Below are 18,994 nucleotides of genomic sequence, written 5' to 3'. Positions count from 1 at the left end.
GTGCCGTCTCTCAGGGATGTCGGTAACCGATGTCCGGGTTCTGGAGATGAACAAAATCACAGCGCGCCCAGTTGTAGTTCACTTTGACGAGCTTGAGTTCTCCTGAAACCGTACCAAAGCGCCGCGCCTGATTCTGCTGGAAGTATCGTCGCAAGTGTGCGGGCAGAAAACGGGCTTGGTAGCGCAATAGCGTACTGTGCCAGAAAGGGGCCGGAAGCGGCGTAGCAGCATGCCGGGCAAGCAGTTCTTGTTTCCAGGGTGATGCCAGAACTTTCTGACAAAATGCGTGGCGCATCGCAACCGCCGCCTCATCCGGAATCCCGGCAAGCAATAGCTGGCCAGGCAGGGCAACCAAACGCAATTCTCTGACCGTAATACGTCGGGCCTGATAGTCAGCCCACATTTCACCTAATTGCGAAATCTTTTCGGGAAGGACCTCGTTTTCAGCGTATAGCGGGAGAGTCAACGGTAAAAAGGTAAAATGAAAACACGCTTCCGGCAACCTGTCCGCCAGTACGTCGTCGCGCACCAGATCGTTTAGTTTATTGAAAAGCTGCTGTATTTGAGCAGGCATTGTGGGCCGTATGCCCGTTGCAAGCGCCAGCTTTGTTGGGTCATAGTCCGGCGTCTCGCGAATGCTACCGATACCCTCGTTTTCCAGCCAGGTCGCCTGGGTCTTCTCGTTCGTTGATTGATAAACGCTATCCAGGTGAATCACTTTCATCTTAAATTGTCATCATGCATAGGATGAAGCATTGGCGTACGCCGTTGCCGTGAATGAAAAAATCTGCTTTAACCGGGTTAACCCGGTTAACTTTATTTTATCTGAGTTGAAACAACGCCCCTCTGGCTCACAGTTTATCGATCTTCGCAACGGCTATCTGCCACGTTTGCCCACGCGATGCGAGAGTCTGCTGCTGGAATCGAATGGCTTTCTTTGCATCTCTATCGTGAACGCCCCGGATTCCTTAGACGCCCTCTCCCTCACGCAACGTCCCGCATCCTATGCCGGCCTGCTGGCTAAGTTTAGTCGACAGGATAATCGCCCGCCGCCCGGCCCACCGCCCGCAAGTTTGCCGGGGATCCTGTTCGGGCCAGGAGACTCTCGTGATGTAGGTTCAAAACCGATCGCGGCTCTTACAGATGATTGTATCCACTGGATTTTTTCAATGCTTTTAAAGAGTTAAAGAATTGCTGTATAATGACGTGCACTTTAACTAAAAAATGAGTGCGACCATGATTGATTTAACTTTGCCATTAACCGACATTCACCGCCACCTTGACGGCAATATTCGTGCCCAAACCATTCTCGATCTTGGCCGCCAGTTCAATATCACCCTTCCGGCAACCTCACTCGACACGCTGATCCCCCATGTACAGGTCACCAGTAATGAACCCGATCTGGTCAGCTTCCTCGCCAAACTGGACTGGGGGGTAAAAGTTCTGGCCTCGCTGGAAGCCTGTCGTCGCGTGGCTTATGAAAACGTCGAGGATGCGGCACGCAATGGTCTCCACTACGTTGAGCTGCGTTTTTCCCCGCGCTATATGGCCATGACCCACCAGCTGCCGGTCGACGGCGTGGTTGAAGCCGTGATTGCCGGCGTACGCGAAGGCAGCCGCGATTTTAATGTCGAAACCCGTCTGATTGGTATTCTGAGCCGGACATTCGGTGAAGCGGCCTGCCAGCAAGAGCTGGACGCGCTGCTTGCCCACCGCGACGCGATCACCGCCCTGGATCTGGCGGGGGATGAGCTCGGTTTCCCGGGCAATCTGTTTATGGAACACTTTACCCTCGCTCGCGATGCCGGCTGGTGTATTACCGTGCACGCCGGCGAAGCGGCCGGTCCGGAAAGCATCTGGCAGGCTATACGAGAACTAGGAGCAGAGCGTATCGGACATGGCGTAAAAGCGGTCCAGGATCCGGCTCTGATGGATTATCTTGCGCAGCAGCGTATCGGTATTGAGTCCTGCCTGACCTCCAATATCCAGACCAGCACCGTGGCATCTCTGGCAGAGCATCCGCTCAAAACGTTCCTTGAACACGGCGTTCTGGCATCCATTAATACCGACGACCCGGCGGTACAAGGTATCGACATCATTCACGAATACACCGTGGCCGCGCCGGCAGCAGGCCTGAGTCGCGAGCAGATTCGCCAGGCGCAAATTAATGGTCTGGAACTGGCGTTTCTCAGCAACCAGGAAAAAGCGGCGCTGATTCAGCGCGTTCAGCAGGCCTGACCCTCAGCCCGGCGGCCTCGCTGCCGGGCAAAGACTCTAGATCAGACTCAGGGTGGCGCGATGTTTCGCCGACTCCAGACCGAGCTCAATCAACTCCATAATCTGAATCGCCTGGCTGGCTGGCACCGGATTTTCGCCGCTGCCATTCAGGGTGTCGCGAATGGCGGCATAGTAAGCCGGGTAGTTGCCCGGCAGAGTGAGCCAGTTTTCCGTCGTGCGAGCGTCCCCTTCAACCCGCGTCAGCACCCCGTCGCGCATATCGTATCCCCAGTCTTCCTGCGGCAACCGCTCGCCATTTTTCAGCCGCTCCTCCTGCGGATCCAGCCCATATTTGACATAGCTTGCCCGGGATCCGTGAACGATATATCGCGCGGTTTCTGCTGCCGCCAGCAGCGTACCGTGCAACACGACCCGGCGCTGGGGATAAGCCAACACGGCGTGGAAATAGTCGGTAGCCTGGGCGCCCGGACGCAGCTGCGCCAAATCAACGGTCATACTGACCGGCAGGCCAAATAAATTGACGACCTGATCAAGAAGGTGCGGCCCCAGATCGTACCAGATTCCGCTTCCCGGGCCGCCCTGTTCGCGCCAGCGGTTACGCACCTCTGGACGATAGCGATCGAAGTGCGATTCGACGTAACCTACCTCGCCGAGCAGCCCTTCATGAATCAGCGATTTCAGCGTCAGAAAATCGCTATCCCAGCGGCGGTTATGAAAAACGGACAGCAGTCTGCCGCAGCGTCTGGCCACGGCCTCCAGCTCTCTCGCCTGTGACAGTGTCACGGTAAAAGGTTTATCCACGACCACATGCTTACCCGCTTCCAGCGCCGCTTTCGCCAGCGGGAAATGGGTATCGTTTGGCGTAGCGATGACGATCAAATCAATATCGGGGTTGCTCAGTAAGCCTGCGGGTTCAGCCACCACGTTCACCAGAGGCCAGTCGGCCTGGACTTTCTTTTCATCGCTACTGGACACCGCGGCCAGCGTCATTCCCGGCGTACCGCTGATTAACGGCGCATGGAAAGTTTTACTCGCATATCCGTAGCCAATCATCCCCACCCGGATAGTGTCACTCATCTTGCTGCCCTCTCATTCAAGGATTTTTGCCCTCTGATAACTATAAGCTTCAATTGATTTATTAGCTTTGCTTATGCTTCTCAAGCGTTCACCTTTACAGCAATGGTGATAATACTCTTCCGCCAGCCCTTGCGTTACTCTCCCCATTTAGTAACATTTACTCCTGTTTTAACTTTTAATTTCAGGATTATGGCAAACGTTTTTAACCGAATTGTAGAACTTATTGGTTGGGTTGTATTTGGCGTCTCAGCCCTGCTTTTGGTTATCGCTCACCACATTGATAACTACCAATCCCCGCCTCCAGCTAATGTTGTGCAAACGACCTCGCTGCCCCATTAGCCTGTCAGCCTCTGCTGACGCTAAACAGTGACCCACTTCGCAAGTGTGCAACCGGTTTCAGAAACCGGTTGCACAGCGATAAACGCATTCACTACACTCTCTTTATCATTCGATAAGGAGTTTTTCATGGCCGCATTTCCGCAACATTTTCTTTGGGGCGCCGCCACCGCAGCCTATCAGGTTGAAGGCGGTCACGATGCCGACGGTAAAGGCCCGTCAATCTGGGACATATACGCCCATCAGCCCGGCGCGACATTCGAGAACACCAATGGTGACGTCGCCGTCGATCACTATCATCGTTTTCGCGAAGACGTTGCCCTGATGGCCGAAATGGGCCTGCAAAGCTACCGTTTCTCTATCTCCTGGCCTCGCCTGCTGCCTCTCGGCCGTGGCGAAGTTAACGAAGCGGGCGTCCGGTTTTATAGCGATTTGATCGATGAGCTGCTGGCTCACAATATCGAGCCGATGATTACGCTCTATCATTGGGATCTGCCGCAGGCGCTGCAGGATGAAGGGGGCTGGGAAGCACGAAGCACCGCCGAAGCGTTCGCCGAGTATGCCCGCCTGTGTTACGCGCGCTACGGTTCCCGGGTGAAGCTGTGGGCAACCTTCAACGAAACCATTGTGTTCATCGGTCACGGCTATATTAACGGCTGTCATCCGCCGGCGGTACGCGATCCGGCGCGCGCTATCCAGGCCTGTCATCACGTTTTTATTGCCCACGCGCTGGCGGTTAAACAGTTTCGCCAAAGCGGTATCAAGGGTGAGATTGGGTTCGTTAATGTCCTGCAGCCGCATACGCCGCTCACCGACAGCGCAGAAGATCGCCAGGCCAGCGACATGGCGGACGCAATACATACGCACTGGCTATACGATCCGGTGTTAAAAGGCCATTACCCCGAGTCGCTTTTGCAGCAGACCCAGACCCTGTGGGGTGTTCCGCAGTTTGCTCCCGGCGATGACGCGCTGCTGCGTGACAACCGCTGCGATTTTATTGGACTCAACTATTATCGCCGTGAAACCGTCTCAGCCCGACCTCAGGAGGGTCCCAGCGGCGGTGAACCGGGCGTCGAAGGTCTGTTTTATTTCGTGCGTAACCCGCAGAGCACCTATACCGAATGGGGCTGGGAGATTTGGCCGCAGGGGTTAACCGACGGCATAATGATGATCAAAGCACGCTATGGCGATATTCCCATTTACATCACCGAAAATGGTTTAGGCGCGAAAGATCCGATTATTGATGGCGAAGTCGTTGACGATCCGCGCATCGACTATCTTAGCAGCCATATTAATGCGCTGGAAAAAGCCCTTGAGGCGGGGGCCGATGTCCGCGGTTATTATCCGTGGTCGTTTATTGATCTGCTGAGCTGGCTGAACGGTTACCAAAAACAATACGGTTTTGTGTATGTCGATCATCAGCAAGGGCTCGCCCGTAAACGGAAAAAGAGCTTTTTTTGGTATCAAAACGTTATTGCCAGCCGGGGCAAACAGCGTTAATCTTCTCTCCCAGGCGCCGCCCGGCGCCTGATTTAGCCCTAGAATATTCTTAAATTTCTTTTGACTACCCCAGGAATGAAATCATTTCTTGTCTTTAGTATTTACAACCTAAATAATTTCATCCGGCCCGTTAAGAAGGCACCGTTTGTTGAAAGTTGGTTTACCGACAGTTGTTAATATTCGACTTGTTTATTCCGATTATAAAATGGAACCGCAAATGACCGTTCAGGACTACTTATTAAAATTCCGTAAAATCAGTTCCCTTGAAAGCCTTGAAAAACTTTTTGACCATCTTAACTATTCCCTGACCGACACCACGGAAATCGTCAACATGTATCGCGCAGCCGATCACCGCCGGGCAGAGCTGGTTTCTGGCGGTAAATTGTTCGATGTCGGGCAGGTTCCGAAATCCGTCTGGCGTTATGTGCAATAAAAACTGTTCTCAGCCATGCCAGTTGCTTATACTCCCGCTCTTTATTTTGATTGAATCCGGGAGAAATCATGTCTTCTCACTCTGCAGAACGTATCGGCGGGTGGCTGCTGGCACCGCTCGCATGGCTACTGGTTGCTCTGCTTAGCACTTCGCTGTCGCTGTTGATCTTTGCTAATGCGTTGATGAGCTCCCGGACCTACGCCCTGCTGGCGGAAATGAGCGCCGGGCACCTCCTGCTTTGGGTGGGGTCGCTGCTGTTCGCCCTCGCCATGTGGTACTATACCCTGTGGCTGACCATTGCGTTTTTCAAACGGCGAAGCATCGTACCAAAGCACTATATTATCTGGCTGCTCATCTCTCTGCTGCTGGCGATAAAGGCCTTTGCTTTTTCACCCATTTCAGACGCGATGGCCTTGCGCCAGCTGCTGTTTCCGCTTCTTGCCGCGGCGCTGTTGGTCCCCTATTTCAAACGTTCCGCACGGGTTAAGCGAACCTTCGTGAATTCGTAATAACCCCACAGTTAACCTGTTGTCGCCGGTATCGATTTATTCGATAATAGGCGGCTTTTTCTGTTTTCAGGTCGAGTTGATGGCTGATTATTTACTGCTCTTTATTGGTACTGTCCTTGTGAACAACTTCGTGCTGGTGAAGTTTCTTGGACTGTGCCCGTTTATGGGGGTTTCCAAAAAACTGGAAACCGCAATGGGGATGGGGCTGGCCACCACCTTTGTGATGACGCTGGCCTCAATTTGCGCCTGGCTGATTGATACCTGGATTCTTATCCCGCTTAACCTGATCTACCTGCGGACCCTGGCTTTTATCCTGGTTATCGCGGTAGTGGTGCAGTTCACCGAGATGGTGGTGCGTAAAACCAGCCCTGCCCTGTATCGACTGCTGGGTATTTTCTTACCGCTGATCACTACCAACTGTGCGGTGCTCGGCGTCGCGCTGCTGAATATTAACCTCGGGCATAACTTCTTGCAGTCCGCGCTCTACGGTTTTGCCGCCGCGGTCGGTTTCTCGCTGGTGATGGTGCTGTTCGCCGCTATTCGCGAACGGCTGGTGGTTGCAGATGTGCCTGCGCCGTTTCGTGGTAATGCCATTGCCCTGGTTACTGCGGGTTTAATGTCGCTGGCATTTATGGGCTTTAGTGGTTTGGTGAAGTTGTAATATGAGTGCAGTCTGGATAGCCGTGATCGCCATTAGCCTGTTGGGGCTCATTTTTGGCGTGATTCTGGGATACGCCTCCCGTCGGTTTGAAGTAGAAGATGATCCCGTTGTTGAAAAAGTCGATGAGCTTCTTCCGCAGAGTCAGTGTGGACAATGCGGCTACCCCGGCTGTCGTCCTTATGCCGAGGCCGTCGGCACTCAGGGTGAGAAAATCAACCGCTGCGCCCCTGGCGGCGAAGCGGTGATGCTAAAAATTGCCGCCCTGCTGAACGTCGACCCGCAGCCCATCGATGGCGATGAACAACAACTCGAGCCTGCACGCATGCTCGCGGTCATTGACGAAAATAACTGTATCGGCTGCACAAAGTGTATCCAGGCCTGCCCGGTTGATGCGATTGTCGGCGCAACTCGCGCAATGCACACCGTGATGAGCGATCTTTGTACCGGCTGTAATCTTTGCGTCGCGCCCTGCCCGACGCAATGTATTGAAATGGTTCCTGTCGCGACGACCACTGAAAACTGGAAGTGGGACCTGCACACTATTCCAGTACGCAATATTCCTGTGGAACAACATGTTTAAGCTATTTTCCGCGTTCAGAAAAGATAAAGTCTGGGACTTCAACGGCGGTATTCACCCGCCTGAAATGAAAAGCCAGTCTAACGGCACGCCGCTGCGCCAGGTTTCCCTGCCGCAGCAGTTTGTGATCCCGTTAAAACAGCATATCGGCGCTGAAGGTGAGCTCTGCGTGCGGCCTGGCGATCGCGTACTGCGTGGTCAGCCGCTGACCCGCGGCTGGGGACGAATGTTGCCGGTTCATGCCCCGACCTCCGGTACCGTCAGCGCCATCGCGCCGCACTCGACCGCTCACCCTTCCGCCCTCGCCGAGATGAGCGTCATTATCGATGCCGACGGTGAAGACCGGTGGATTGAGCGCGACGGCTGGAGTGATTACGCAAACAAAACCCGTGAAGAGCTCATCGAGCGTATTCACCAGTTCGGCGTGGCCGGGCTGGGCGGCGCGGGATTCCCGACCGGCAGCAAATTACGCGGCGGCGGCGACAAAATTGAAACCCTGATTATTAACGCCGCTGAATGCGAACCCTATATTACCGCCGACGATCGCCTGATGCAGGATTGCGCAGCGCAAATTATCGCCGGCATCCGCATCCTGGCCCATATTTTACAGCCGCGCCAGGTGCTGATCGGTATTGAGGATAATAAACCGCAGGCCATCTCGATGATGCGGGCAGTCCTTGCCGATGCTCACGGTATCGAACTGCGGGTGATTCCCACCAAATACCCGTCCGGCGGCGCGAAGCAGCTGACGCAGATCCTCACCGGCAAACAGGTTCCCCACGGCGGGCGCTCGTCGGACATCGGCGTGCTGATGCAAAACGTCGGTACCGCCTATGCGGTTAAACGTGCGGTGATCGACGGTGAGCCGCTGACCGAGCGCGTTGTCACCCTCACCGGCGAGGCGGTTACCCGTCCTGGCAACGTGTGGGCGCGACTGGGAACGCCGGTTCGCCATCTGCTGGAAGATGCCGGCTTCTGCCCGAGCGCCGAACAGATGGTCATTATGGGCGGCCCGCTGATGGGGTTCACCCTGCCGTGGCTTGACGTTCCGGTGGTCAAAATCACCAACTGCCTGCTGGCGCCATCGGCAAGCGAAATGGGCGACCCCGAGGAAGAGAAAGGGTGTATTCGCTGCAGCGCCTGTGCGGACGCCTGTCCGGCCGATCTGCTGCCGCAGCAGCTGTACTGGTTCAGCAAAGGCCAGCAGCACGATAAAGCCACCGCCCATAACCTGGCCGACTGCATCGAATGCGGCGCCTGCGCCTGGGTCTGTCCGAGTAATATTCCGCTGGTACAATATTTCCGTCAGGAAAAGGCCGAGATTACGGCTATCCGTCAGGAAGAAAAGCGTGCAGCGGAGGCCAAAGCCCGCTTTGAGGCCCGCCAGGCTCGCCTGGAACGGGACAAAGCCGCACGCCTGGAGCGCCACAAACAGTCTGCTGTTCAACCGGCCGCGAAAGATCATGCGGCGATTAACGCGGCGCTGGCCCGGGTTCGCGAAAAACAACGCGATGCCGCCCAGCCGATCGTAGTCCAGGCCGGCGCGAAACCGGATAACAGTGAAGCGATCGCCGCCCGCGAAGCTCGTAAAGCCGAAGCCCGTGCCCGCAAACTGGCGCTGCAGGATCAGGATACGGGGCAACTTGCGACCGAGGCTCACGTTCAGCCCGCCGCCGAAGCCGTTGACCCGCGTAAAGCGGCCGTTGAAGCGGCTATCGCCCGCGCGAAGGCCCGCAAGGCTGAGCAGCAGGCCGCCGCACCGGCTGACCTTCAGCCCGCCGCCGAAGTCGTCGACCCGCGTAAAGCGGCCGTTGAAGCGGCTATCGCCCGCGCGAAGGCCCGCAAGGCTGAGCAGCAGGCCGCCGCACCGGCTGACCTTCAGCCCGCCGCCGAAGTCGTCGACCCGCGTAAAGCGGCCGTTGAAGCGGCTATCGCCCGCGCGAAGGCCCGCAAGGCTGAGCAGCAGGCCGCCGCACCGGCTGACGTTCAGCCTGCAACCGAAGCCGTCGACCCGCGCAAAGCCGCCGTTGAAGCGGCTATCGCCCGCGCGAAGGCCCGCAAGGCTGAGCAGCAGGCCGCCGCACCGGCTGACGTTCAGCCGGCAACCGAAGCCATCGACCCGCGCAAAGCGGCCGTTGAAGCGGCTATCGCCCGCGCGAAGGCCCGCAAGGCCGGGCAGCAAGAGATGACCCAGTCAGCCGCCAACGACGATCCGCGCAAAGCCGCGGTCGCCGAAGCAATCGCCCGCGTTCAGGCCAGGAAAGCATCCCGGCAGGCAGTTAACGAGGAATAAATGGTTTTCAGAATCGCAAGCTCTCCTTATACCCACAACCAGCGTCAGACCTCACGGATTATGCTGCTGGTTCTGCTCGCAGCCGTACCCGGCATCGCGGTTCAGACCTGGTTTTTTGGCTGGGGAACCGTGGTGCAGCTCGTCCTCGCCTCCCTCACGGCCTGGGCGACAGAAGCCGCCATCCTCAGGTTGCGGAAACAGAATATTGCCGCCACGCTTGCCGATAACTCCGCGCTGCTGACCGGTCTGCTGCTGGCCATTAGTATTCCGCCGCTGGCTCCCTGGTGGCTGGTCGTTTTGGGTACCGCCTTTGCCGTTATTATTGCCAAGCAGCTGTACGGGGGGCTGGGCCACAACCCGTTTAACCCGGCGATGATTGGCTATGTTGTGCTTCTGATCTCATTCCCGGTGCAGATGACTTCCTGGCTGCCGCCGCATGAAATTGCGGCCACCGTTCCGGGCTTCACCGACGCCCTGCAGGTTATTTTTAGCGGCCACACCGCCAGCGGCAACGATATGAACGCCCTGCGGCTGGGGATCGATGGCATCAGCCAGGCTACGCCGCTGGATACGTTTAAAACGTCACTGCATGCCGGTCATGCGGTGAAGGAGATCCTGCAGTACCCGATCTACGGCGGCACGCTGGCCGGTCTTGGCTGGCAGTGGGTCAATATCGCCTATCTGGTCGGCGGTCTGTTTTTACTCTGGCAGAAGACTATTCGCTGGCATATCCCGCTGAGCTTCCTGCTTAGCCTGACCCTCTGCGCCACCCTGGGCTGGCTGTTTTCACCGCAGAGCTTCGCGGCCCCGCAGATTCATCTGCTTTCCGGCGCGACCATGCTCGGCGCATTCTTTATTTTAACGGATCCGGTTACCGCCTCCACCACCAACCGCGGCCGCCTGATATTCGGCGCCCTCGCGGGTCTGCTGGTGTGGCTCATCCGCAGCTTTGGCGGTTATCCTGACGGAGTGGCTTTTGCCGTGCTGCTGGCGAACATTACCGTTCCGTTAATCGACTACTACACGCGCCCGCGCGTCTATGGCCACCGCTGAGGACCGATGATGTTAAAAAGCATGCGCAAACACGGCATTACGCTGGCGCTCTTTGCCGCCGGCTCTACCGGGTTAACCGCGGCCATCAATGAGCTGACAAAATCGACGATTGCTGAGCAGGCGGCGACCCAGCAAAAAGCGCTGTTCAATCAGGTTTTGCCTGCGGACCGCTATAATAACGATTTGCTGCAGAGCTGCTATCTGGTCACCGCGCCACCGCTCGGTAAAGGTCAGCATAAGATCTGGATTGCCAAAAATAACGATGCTCCGGTCGGAGTGGTGATGGAAGCGACCGCCCCCGATGGTTACTCCGGTGCGATTCAGCTGCTGGTTGCCGCCGACTTCAAAGGCACCGTTCTTGGCACCCGCGTAACGGAGCATCATGAGACGCCCGGCCTTGGCGACAAAATTGAACTCCGTCTGTCGGACTGGATAACCCACTTTGCGGGCAAAGTCATTCATGGTTCCGGCGACAGCCACTTTGCCGTGAAAAAAGACGGCGGTGATTTCGATCAGTTCACCGGCGCCACTATTACCCCACGCGCGGTAGTCAACGCCGTTAAGCGTGCCGGCCTGTACGCGCAAACGCTGCCCGCACAGATTCCCGAACTCACGTCCTGTGGAGAGTAAGCCATGAGCGAAGTCAAAGACGTTATTGTTCAGGGGTTGTGGAAAAACAACTCCGCGCTGGTCCAACTGTTAGGCATGTGCCCCCTGCTCGCCGTGACCTCTACCGCCACCAATGCGTTAGGGCTGGGACTGGCGACAACCCTGGTGCTGACGCTGACCAACCTGACAATCTCCAGCCTGCGCCGCTGGACACCGGCTGAAATTCGTATACCGATTTATGTCATGATCATCGCTTCGGTCGTGAGCGTCGTACAGATGCTGATTAACGCCTATGCATTTGGTCTGTATCAGTCTCTGGGAATTTTTATTCCGCTAATTGTAACCAACTGCATCGTGGTCGGTCGTGCCGAAGCGTTCGCTGCCAAAAAAGGGCCGGCACTGTCGGCGCTGGATGGTTTCTCCATTGGTATGGGGGCGACCTGCGCGATGTTTGTGCTCGGTTCGCTGCGAGAAATCCTCGGCAACGGGACGCTGTTTGATGGGGCCGATAGCCTGCTGGGTAGCTGGGCGAAAGTGCTGCGTATCGAAGTATTCCACACCGATACGCCGTTCCTGCTGGCGATGCTGCCGCCGGGCGCCTTTATCGGTTTAGGGATGATGCTGGCGGTGAAATACCTGATTGACGAACGAACTAAGCAACGTAAAGCGAAAGCAGCTGAAGCGAATCAAGCCACGCCAGTTGATGCGCACAGGGAAAGTCTGGGATGAATAAGAGCAAACGTCTGGAAATACTGACCCGACTGCGGGATAACGACCCGCACCCCACAACGGAACTGAATTTCAGCTCCCCGTTCGAATTACTGATAGCCGTACTACTCTCGGCGCAGGCGACCGACGTCAGCGTGAATAAAGCCACGGCAAAGCTCTATCCGGTGGCCAATACGCCGGCAGCCATGCTGGCGCTGGGTGTTGATGGCGTCAAAGCGTATATCAAAACTATCGGGTTATTTAACAGCAAAGCTGAAAATGTCATTAAAACCTGCCGGATTCTGCTTGAGCAGCACAATGGCGAGGTTCCCGAGGACAGGGCGGCGCTGGAAGCCCTTCCCGGCGTGGGACGTAAAACCGCCAACGTGGTACTGAATACCGCGTTCGGCTGGCCGACGATTGCCGTGGATACGCATATTTTTCGCGTTTGCAATCGGACACAATTTGCCCCAGGGAAGAACGTTGAACAGGTGGAGGAAAAGCTGCTAAAGGTCGTTCCCGCCGAATTTAAAGTCGACTGCCACCACTGGCTTATTCTCCACGGCCGCTATACCTGTATTGCGCGCAAACCTCGCTGCGGCTCCTGCCTGATTGAAGATCTGTGCGAGTTTAAAGAAAAAGTCTACGCATAACATTCTGGCAGAACCATTACCCTGCTTGTGGTAATGGTTCTGTTCTTCCCGCCATTCCCTTAGCTTTAACGCCACTATTTCTGCGCTCTACAGGACAATTAACCGTCTATATAACGTTCATCCAGGTTAATCATTTTTTGTGGTGAAAAAATTTCTATACATTTGTGATCCAGATCATCCACGCAACTTAATGTTAAATTATTGTTGTCGCAATGATAAAGAAAGCCAGTATTTCCAATACCAGAGCACCACTCACCAGGACAATACCCCATCATTTTTTAGGATTATGGGCTATATCACTATGTTCAAGGCTTATCAGCAGAATATATCGCCATTATCCGATTCCATTCCGGTCTCGACAGATAAAAATATCACCAATGTGTAAAAGGTGAAATTTAACTCTGTATAACATTTGAATGACTGGCGTATTATAACGCTTAAGATATATGTAACAGAGTATTACAAAACGCTTGCCTGAACGGCCAGGATAGTGAACATTACTTCCCGTTTTCCCTCCAGAATAACTATAAAGGCGGCGGTCTTATCAGATTGCGCCCCGAACACCCCCCGTTAATATGGGATGTAAAAAAAGAGGTATATGTGTCAACTGCAAACAATAAACCAGCAGAAAGCGTGAGTCTGAACGCTTTCAAACAACCGAAATCGTTCTATCTGATCTTCTCGATCGAATTATGGGAGCGTTTTGGTTATTACGGCCTGCAAGGGATCATGGCCGTTTACCTGGTCAAACAGCTGGGTATGTCAGAAGCGGATTCTATTACTCTCTTCTCCTCCTTCAGCGCGCTGGTTTATGGCCTCGTGGCTATCGGCGGCTGGCTGGGCGATAAAGTGCTCGGTACTAAGCGCGTGATTATGCTGGGGACTATCGTCCTCGCTATCGGCTACGCCCTGGTGGCGTATTCCGGACATGACGCGGCTATCGTTTATATGGGTATGGCGACCATCGCCGTCGGTAACGGCCTGTTTAAGGCTAACCCGTCTTCCCTGCTCTCGACCTGCTATGAGAAAGATGACCCGCGTCTTGATGGCGCATTTACGATGTACTACATGTCCATCAACATCGGTTCCTTCTTCTCGATGCTGGCTACCCCGTGGCTGGCGGCGAAATTCGGCTGGAGCATCGCCTTCTCTCTGAGCTTCGTCGGGATGCTGATTACCCTGGTGAACTTCATGTTCTGCAAAAAATGGGTAAAAAACTACGGTTCGAAGCCTGACTTTGCCCCGGTACACTTCGGTAAACTGCTGGCGACCATCGTCGGCGTGGTCGTGCTGGTGGTGATTGCGACCTGGCTGCTGCACAACCAGGGCATTGCCCGCATGGTGCTTGGCGTGGTGGCTCTGGGTATCGTGATTATTTTTGCTAAAGAAGCGATTGCGATGAAAGGTGCTGCGCGTCGTAAGATGATTGTGGCCTTCATTCTGATGGTTCAGGCGATCGTCTTCTTCGTCCTCTACAGCCAGATGCCGACGTCACTGAACTTCTTTGCTATCCGCAACGTTGAGCACGCCATTCTGGGCATTAGCTTCCAGCCTGAACAGTTCCAGGCGCTGAACCCGTTCTGGATTATGATCGGCAGCCCGATTCTGGCCGCTATCTATAACAAGATGGGCGACCGTCTGCCGATGCCGCACAAATTTGCGATTGGCATGGTGCTCTGCTCGCTGGCCTTCCTCGTCCTGCCGCTGGGCGCCAAATTTGCAACCGACGCCGGTATCGTCTCCGTTAACTGGCTGATTCTGAGCTACGCGCTGCAGAGTATCGGTGAGCTGATGATTTCCGGTCTGGGTCTGGCGATGGTGGCACAGCTGGTACCACAGCGCCTGATGGGCTTTATCATGGGCAGCTGGTTCCTGACTACCGCAGGTGCCGCTATCATCGCCGGTAAAGTCGCCAACCTGATGGCGGTACCGGAGAACGTGACCGACCCGCTGCAGTCTCTTGCCGTCTATGGCCATGTCTTCCTGCAGATTGGTATTGCTACCGCAGTTATCGCCGTGCTGATGTTTGCTATCGCGCCGAAACTGAACCGCATGACCCAGGATGACGACTCACTGAGCAAAGCTCGCGATACGGCAACCGCTTAAGCGCTTCGGGAAAACCAATAAATTTAGGCCGCTAACGTTTTGTTAGCGGCTTTTTTTTTACCCCTGGGCTAACATACAGAAAACTGCAGCCACGAGGAGTTACTGATGAAACTGTTCTACAAACCCGGCGCCTGTTCCCTTGCATCACATATCGCCCTGCGCGAAAGCGGACTGGACTTCACCTTACAAGGCGTCGACCTGCAGAAGAAGCGCCTGGAAAACGGGGAGGATTATCTGCGGATCAACCCGAAGGGACAGGTTCCGGCGCTGCTACTTGACGACGAGATCCTGCTTACAGAAGGCGTCGCCATCATGCAATACATTGCCGATCGGGTGCCGGATCGCCAGCTGCTGGCGCCGGTGGGCACCATTGCGCGCTATCAGACACTGGAGTGGCTAAACTACGTCGCGACGGAGCTGCATAAAGGCTTTACGCCGCTATTCCGCCCGGACACGCCGGAAGATTACAAACCGATCGCGCGCGCGCAGCTGGAGAAGAAGCTGCATTACATTGATGAGTCGCTGAAGGAGAAGCAGTGGCTGAGCGGGCATCGTTTCACCATCGCTGATGGCTACCTGTTTACCGTACTGCGCTGGGCGTGGGCCGTGAAGCTGGATATGACCGGTTACAGCAATATCGAGGCCTGGATGAAACACGTGGCCGCTCGTCCATCGGTAGCCGCGGCGCTGGCGGCGGAAGGAGTTTAATCCCCTGACATCCTCTGCCCGGCTGCGAGGCCGGGCAGTTCTTCGGTTACAGCTGCGTGGCGCTGAAGTAGTGCTCCGGCTGGGCAATACGATCCTGGGCGGCCACCACCTGCAGCTCGTACTCCTGCATATTTTTCGTGGCCAGCATAATTTCATACACCGCGGCGGTCACATGTTCCAGCGCATCGCGAAGCTGGGCCCCCTGCAGCAGTTTAACCAGCAGCAGTCCGCTGGTAACATCGCCGACGCCAACCGGCTGACGCAGACCAAAGTCCACCAGCGGGCGACTGATATGCCAGGCTTCATCAGCCGTCACCAGCAGCATTTCGAACCGGTCCATACTCAGCCCGGCGCGGGCAAGATGCTTAACCAGCACAATCTGCGGGCCCTGCGCAATCAGCTCGCGCGCGGCTAAGACGGCTTGCGCAACGTTCGTCACCGGATGACCGCAGAGGATTTCCAGCTCAATCAGGTTGGGGGCAATGATGTCGCTCGCCGGCAGCGCATGGCGGACGTGAAACTCCGCCACGCCGGGTGCGACGATGCAGCCTTTTTCAGGGTGTCCCATCACCGGGTCGCAGAAATATTTCGCCGCCGGATTGGCCGCTTTGACCTGACGCACGATACCGAGAATATGCTCTCCCTGTTCGGCGGAGCCCAGATAGCCACTCAGTACCGCATCACAGCGCTGCAGCTGATTAATATCAGCAATCCCCTGAACGATCTCGGTCAGATGCGCAGGCGGCATCACGCAACCGGTCCATTTCCCGTACTGCGTATGGTTGGAGAACTGAACGGTGTTAAGGGGCCAGACGTTTGCGCCAAGGCGGCGCATCGGAAACTCTGCGGCACTGTTGCCGGCGTGACCAAATACAACGTGGGACTGGATGGCGAGGATGTTCTTCATCTTGGATACCTGACAGCAAAAAATAAGGGGCGTGGTTTCCCACGCCCCTGCCTTTACGCAATTACTTCCAGCAGACCAGACAGTAATTTTTCTTACCGCGACGCAGTAAGGTGTAGCGACCAAACAGACGATCGCCGTCATTAAATACATATTCCGGGTCAGACTGTTTTTCACCGTTGATGGTGACGGCGTTGGAGGCGATTGTCTTACGCGCCTGGCCACGCGATGGCTGCAGCTCAGAATCCACCAGCGCCTGCATCAGGTCGGCGTCTTTTTCCAGTTCAATCATCGGCACGCCATCCTGCGCCAGCTGTTCGAAGTCGGCTTCGCTCAGGTCGCTCAGATTGCCGTTAAACAGGCTTTCGGTAATGCGTTTTGCCGCCACCAGCCCTTCTTCACCATGTACCAGACGAGTGACCTGTTCGGCCAGCACGTACTGCGCGCGCGGGGCCTTACCGCTGTTTTTATCTTCCTCTTCCAGCGCATTGATCTCGGCAATGTCCATAAAGGTGAAGAACTTCAGGAAGCGATAAACGTCAGCATCCGCGGTGTTGATCCAGAACTGGTAGAATTTGTACGGGCTGGTCTTTTTCGGATCCAGCCATACCGCGCCGCCTTCGGTCTTACCAAATTTGGTGCCATCGGCTTTGGTGATCAGCGGAACGGTCAGACCAAACACCTGGTTCTGGTGCAGACGACGGGTCAGGTCGATGCCGGAGGTGATATTGCCCCACTGATCGGAACCGCCAATCTGCAGCGCCACGCCATGCAGCTTGTTCAGACACGCGAAGTCGTAACCCTGCAGCAGGTTATAGGAGAACTCGGTAAATGAGATGCCCTGATCGTCGCGGTTCAGACGCTGCTTAACCGCTTCTTTGTTGATCATCTGGTTTACGGAGAAGTGCTTGCCGATATCACGCAGGAAGGTCAGCACGTTCATGCTGCCAAACCAGTCGTAGTTATTCGCGGCAATGGCCGAGTTGTCACCGCAATCAAAGTCGAGGAACGGCGCGACCTGTTTGCGAATTTTATCGACCCACTCCTGCACGGTATCTTCGGTGTTCAGTTTACGCTCGGCGGCTTTAAAGCTCGGGTCACCAATCAGACCGGTTGCTCCCCCCACCAGCGCCACAGGCTTATGGCCTGCCTGCTGAAAGCGTTTCAGGCATAACAATGGAACAAGATGCCCCAAATGCAAGCTGTCAGCGGTTGGATCGAAGCCGCAATAGAGCGCGATCGGGCCTTGCGCCAGTCGCTCTGCTAACGCTTCCTCGTCCGTCACCTGGGCTACCAGCCCCCGCTCTTGCAATTGTTTAATCAAGTTACTGCTTGCCATCAAATTCTCCATGTATAAACGACTGCACCTTTGCCGGTACACGACTTTTCGCCAGACGCGAAAAAAAAACATCTATGCAAAATCATTCAAGCTGCCTCAAGGCGGCAAGTACGGAGACTTACGCAAGCAAACGACCGGAATAAGCCGGCACAGCCAACAAAGACGCAGCTTGAAAAATGAAGTCTATAGAATAAAGCGCCAGCCCATCCAGCACCAGCGCTTAACACAACAAATTTCAGGGATTACGGGGCCAGACGATCGATTTTCCATGCGCTGTTGTCGCGCTGGTATAAAAAACGATCGTGCAGACGGTGTTCACCGCCCTGCCAGAACTCCATCTGCTCAATATTCACGCGGAATCCGCCCCAGAAGCTCGGCAGCGGTACTTCGCCTTGCTGGAATTTCTGTTTCAGCTCCAGGAACTTACTTTCCAGGATGCCGCGGGCTGAGATGCGGGTTGACTGTTGCGAGACCCACGCGCCGATCTGGCTGTCGCGCGGGCGGCTGTGGAAATACTTCACCACTTCCAGCGTTGACAGGCGCTCCGCCTTGCCAGTCACCATCACCTGACGCTCCAGCATGTGCCACGGAAAAAGCAGACTCACGCGAGGATTGTTTTCGATCTGGTGGGCTTTGCGGCTTCCGAGGTTGGTATAAAACACCAGCCCTTTTTCGTCATAGTGCTTGAGCAGAACAATTCGCTGGTAAGGCTGACCGTTTTCGTCAACGGTCGCGACGACCATTGCCGTCGGGTCGGCCAGCCGGGCGTCGCAGGCTTGTCTGAGCCAACGCTCAAATAAAGTCAGCGGTTCAGCGGGAAGATCGCGGCGGCGAAGGCCGCCACGGGTATACTCTCGGCGCAGATGCGCGATTTGCTGCAATTCGTCGTTATCAGACATGGCAATGGAGAAAATAGTCATCGGGTGGCGTCATTGTGCGCCCCCGGGACGGAAATCTCAACGTTTGGGCGTCTGCAGCTGACAGTTTTCCAGCACAACGCGATCGCGCTTGTAAACGGTGGCGCTGTCGCCTTTCGACCAGAAGACATACACGCCGTCGGTGTAGCGCGCCCCTGATGCCGAAAGCCCCTGCGCCAGATTCAACTGCTGATTGTCATAGATAAAGCTGGCAATCTGACGGGTATTGTTGATGTGCACGGTCAGCGGTTTCTGATCGCACTGATACTCCAGGGTATCCGTCTGCATCCGCTCCACAAACTGGTTATAGTAGCTACAGCCTGCGAGCATAAAGGGTACTACCGCGATAAGGATTTTTTTCATTCGTTTGCCT

21 protein-coding genes are annotated in these 18,994 nt (G+C 55.5%); 15 read left to right on the top strand and 6 right to left on the bottom strand.

Annotated elements, in window-relative coordinates; genetic code table 11:
• Positions 1 to 10: 10 nt before the first annotated feature.
• On the bottom strand, positions 11 to 724 hold the full coding sequence (locus AC236I_RS11345) for a hypothetical protein (RefSeq protein ID WP_044351515.1): 714 nt from the start codon (positions 722 to 724) through the stop codon (positions 11 to 13).
• A gap of 31 nt (positions 725 to 755) precedes the next feature.
• Between AC236I_RS11345 and AC236I_RS11340 the strand changes: the two genes are divergently transcribed.
• Together AC236I_RS11340 and add are read left to right on the top strand one after the other, a co-directional pair.
• Positions 756 to 1,187 (top strand): hypothetical protein, encoded by a 432-nt coding sequence (locus AC236I_RS11340; RefSeq protein WP_126509599.1) that lies wholly within the window; start codon positions 756 to 758, stop codon positions 1,185 to 1,187.
• 49 nt (positions 1,188 to 1,236) lie between these two features.
• Complete coding sequence (gene add / locus AC236I_RS11335) at positions 1,237 to 2,238, top strand: adenosine deaminase (RefSeq protein ID WP_487608804.1); 1,002 nt, start codon at positions 1,237 to 1,239, stop codon at positions 2,236 to 2,238.
• A gap of 36 nt (positions 2,239 to 2,274) precedes the next feature.
• Here add and AC236I_RS11330 read toward each other — a convergent pair whose 3' ends face one another.
• Positions 2,275 to 3,315, bottom strand: a complete 1,041-nt coding sequence (locus AC236I_RS11330; RefSeq protein ID WP_004862635.1) for an oxidoreductase — start codon at positions 3,313 to 3,315, stop codon at positions 2,275 to 2,277.
• Positions 3,316 to 3,504: 189 nt separating this feature from the next.
• Between AC236I_RS11330 and blr the strand changes: the two genes are divergently transcribed.
• The 13 genes from blr to gstA all read left to right on the top strand — a co-directional run bounded on the left by blr (position 3,505) and on the right by gstA (position 15,461).
• Positions 3,505 to 3,654 carry a division septum protein Blr gene (gene blr, locus AC236I_RS11325; RefSeq protein WP_071824612.1) on the top strand — a complete coding sequence of 50 codons (150 nt, stop codon included), beginning with the start codon at positions 3,505 to 3,507 and terminating at the stop codon, positions 3,652 to 3,654.
• A 126-nt stretch (positions 3,655 to 3,780) separates the two neighbouring features.
• A complete protein-coding gene (locus AC236I_RS11320; RefSeq protein WP_004862640.1) occupies positions 3,781 to 5,151 on the top strand; it encodes a GH1 family beta-glucosidase in 1,371 nt (456 codons plus the stop codon).
• Positions 5,152 to 5,368: 217 nt separating this feature from the next.
• Positions 5,369 to 5,584, top strand: a complete 216-nt coding sequence (gene ydgT, locus AC236I_RS11315; protein WP_004862642.1) for a transcription modulator YdgT — start codon at positions 5,369 to 5,371, stop codon at positions 5,582 to 5,584.
• Between the two features lie 68 nt (positions 5,585 to 5,652).
• Positions 5,653 to 6,093, top strand: a complete 441-nt coding sequence (locus tag AC236I_RS11310; protein WP_004862645.1) for a DUF2569 domain-containing protein — start codon at positions 5,653 to 5,655, stop codon at positions 6,091 to 6,093.
• Positions 6,094 to 6,172: 79 nt separating this feature from the next.
• Positions 6,173 to 6,754 (top strand): electron transport complex subunit RsxA, encoded by a 582-nt coding sequence (gene rsxA, locus AC236I_RS11305; RefSeq protein WP_004862649.1) that lies wholly within the window; start codon positions 6,173 to 6,175, stop codon positions 6,752 to 6,754.
• Between the two features lies 1 nt (position 6,755).
• The gene (gene rsxB, locus AC236I_RS11300; RefSeq protein ID WP_015584207.1) at positions 6,756 to 7,334 is read left to right on the top strand and encodes an electron transport complex subunit RsxB; all 579 of its coding nucleotides are present in this window, start codon (positions 6,756 to 6,758) and stop codon (positions 7,332 to 7,334) included.
• On the top strand, positions 7,327 to 9,624 hold the full coding sequence (gene rsxC / locus AC236I_RS11295) for an electron transport complex subunit RsxC (protein WP_487608803.1): 2,298 nt from the start codon (positions 7,327 to 7,329) through the stop codon (positions 9,622 to 9,624). The genes rsxB and rsxC overlap by 8 nt, the downstream gene beginning before the upstream one ends.
• On the top strand, positions 9,625 to 10,677 hold the full coding sequence (gene rsxD / locus AC236I_RS11290; RefSeq protein WP_004862657.1) for an electron transport complex subunit RsxD: 1,053 nt from the start codon (positions 9,625 to 9,627) through the stop codon (positions 10,675 to 10,677).
• A 9-nt stretch (positions 10,678 to 10,686) separates the two neighbouring features.
• Complete coding sequence (rsxG, locus tag AC236I_RS11285) at positions 10,687 to 11,307, top strand: electron transport complex subunit RsxG (RefSeq protein ID WP_015584205.1); 621 nt, start codon at positions 10,687 to 10,689, stop codon at positions 11,305 to 11,307.
• Positions 11,308 to 11,310: 3 nt separating this feature from the next.
• Positions 11,311 to 12,015, top strand: a complete 705-nt coding sequence (locus AC236I_RS11280) for an electron transport complex subunit E (RefSeq protein WP_048025228.1) — start codon at positions 11,311 to 11,313, stop codon at positions 12,013 to 12,015.
• A complete protein-coding gene (gene nth, locus AC236I_RS11275) occupies positions 12,012 to 12,647 on the top strand; it encodes an endonuclease III (RefSeq protein ID WP_004862665.1) in 636 nt (211 codons plus the stop codon). Before AC236I_RS11280 ends, nth begins: the two co-directional genes overlap by 4 nt.
• Before the next feature lie 600 nt (positions 12,648 to 13,247).
• Positions 13,248 to 14,753: a dipeptide/tripeptide permease DtpA gene (gene dtpA, locus AC236I_RS11270; RefSeq protein WP_015584203.1), complete on the top strand. Its 1,506-nt coding sequence runs from the start codon at positions 13,248 to 13,250 to the stop codon at positions 14,751 to 14,753.
• A gap of 105 nt (positions 14,754 to 14,858) precedes the next feature.
• The gene (gene gstA, locus AC236I_RS11265; RefSeq protein WP_015584202.1) at positions 14,859 to 15,461 is read left to right on the top strand and encodes a glutathione transferase GstA; all 603 of its coding nucleotides are present in this window, start codon (positions 14,859 to 14,861) and stop codon (positions 15,459 to 15,461) included.
• Between the two features lie 46 nt (positions 15,462 to 15,507).
• On the opposite strand, the gene pdxY is transcribed toward gstA, so the two are convergent.
• The 4 genes from pdxY to mliC all read right to left on the bottom strand — a co-directional run bounded on the left by pdxY (position 15,508) and on the right by mliC (position 18,984).
• Positions 15,508 to 16,368, bottom strand: a complete 861-nt coding sequence (gene pdxY, locus AC236I_RS11260) for a pyridoxal kinase PdxY (RefSeq protein ID WP_487608802.1) — start codon at positions 16,366 to 16,368, stop codon at positions 15,508 to 15,510.
• A gap of 61 nt (positions 16,369 to 16,429) precedes the next feature.
• Positions 16,430 to 17,704 (bottom strand): tyrosine--tRNA ligase, encoded by a 1,275-nt coding sequence (gene tyrS / locus AC236I_RS11255; RefSeq protein WP_004862674.1) that lies wholly within the window; start codon positions 17,702 to 17,704, stop codon positions 16,430 to 16,432.
• A gap of 242 nt (positions 17,705 to 17,946) precedes the next feature.
• Positions 17,947 to 18,603, bottom strand: coding sequence for a pyridoxamine 5'-phosphate oxidase (gene pdxH, locus AC236I_RS11250; protein WP_015584201.1), 657 nt, complete (start codon positions 18,601 to 18,603; stop codon positions 17,947 to 17,949).
• A gap of 57 nt (positions 18,604 to 18,660) precedes the next feature.
• Positions 18,661 to 18,984, bottom strand: coding sequence for a C-type lysozyme inhibitor (gene mliC, locus AC236I_RS11245; RefSeq protein WP_015584200.1), 324 nt, complete (start codon positions 18,982 to 18,984; stop codon positions 18,661 to 18,663).
• Positions 18,985 to 18,994: the final 10 nt, after the last annotated feature.

This window comes from Klebsiella sp. Sb-30 (genome assembly GCF_057652795.1).
The sequence above is the reverse complement of the archived record's forward strand: the minus strand, read 5'-3'. Positions and strand labels throughout refer to the sequence as shown.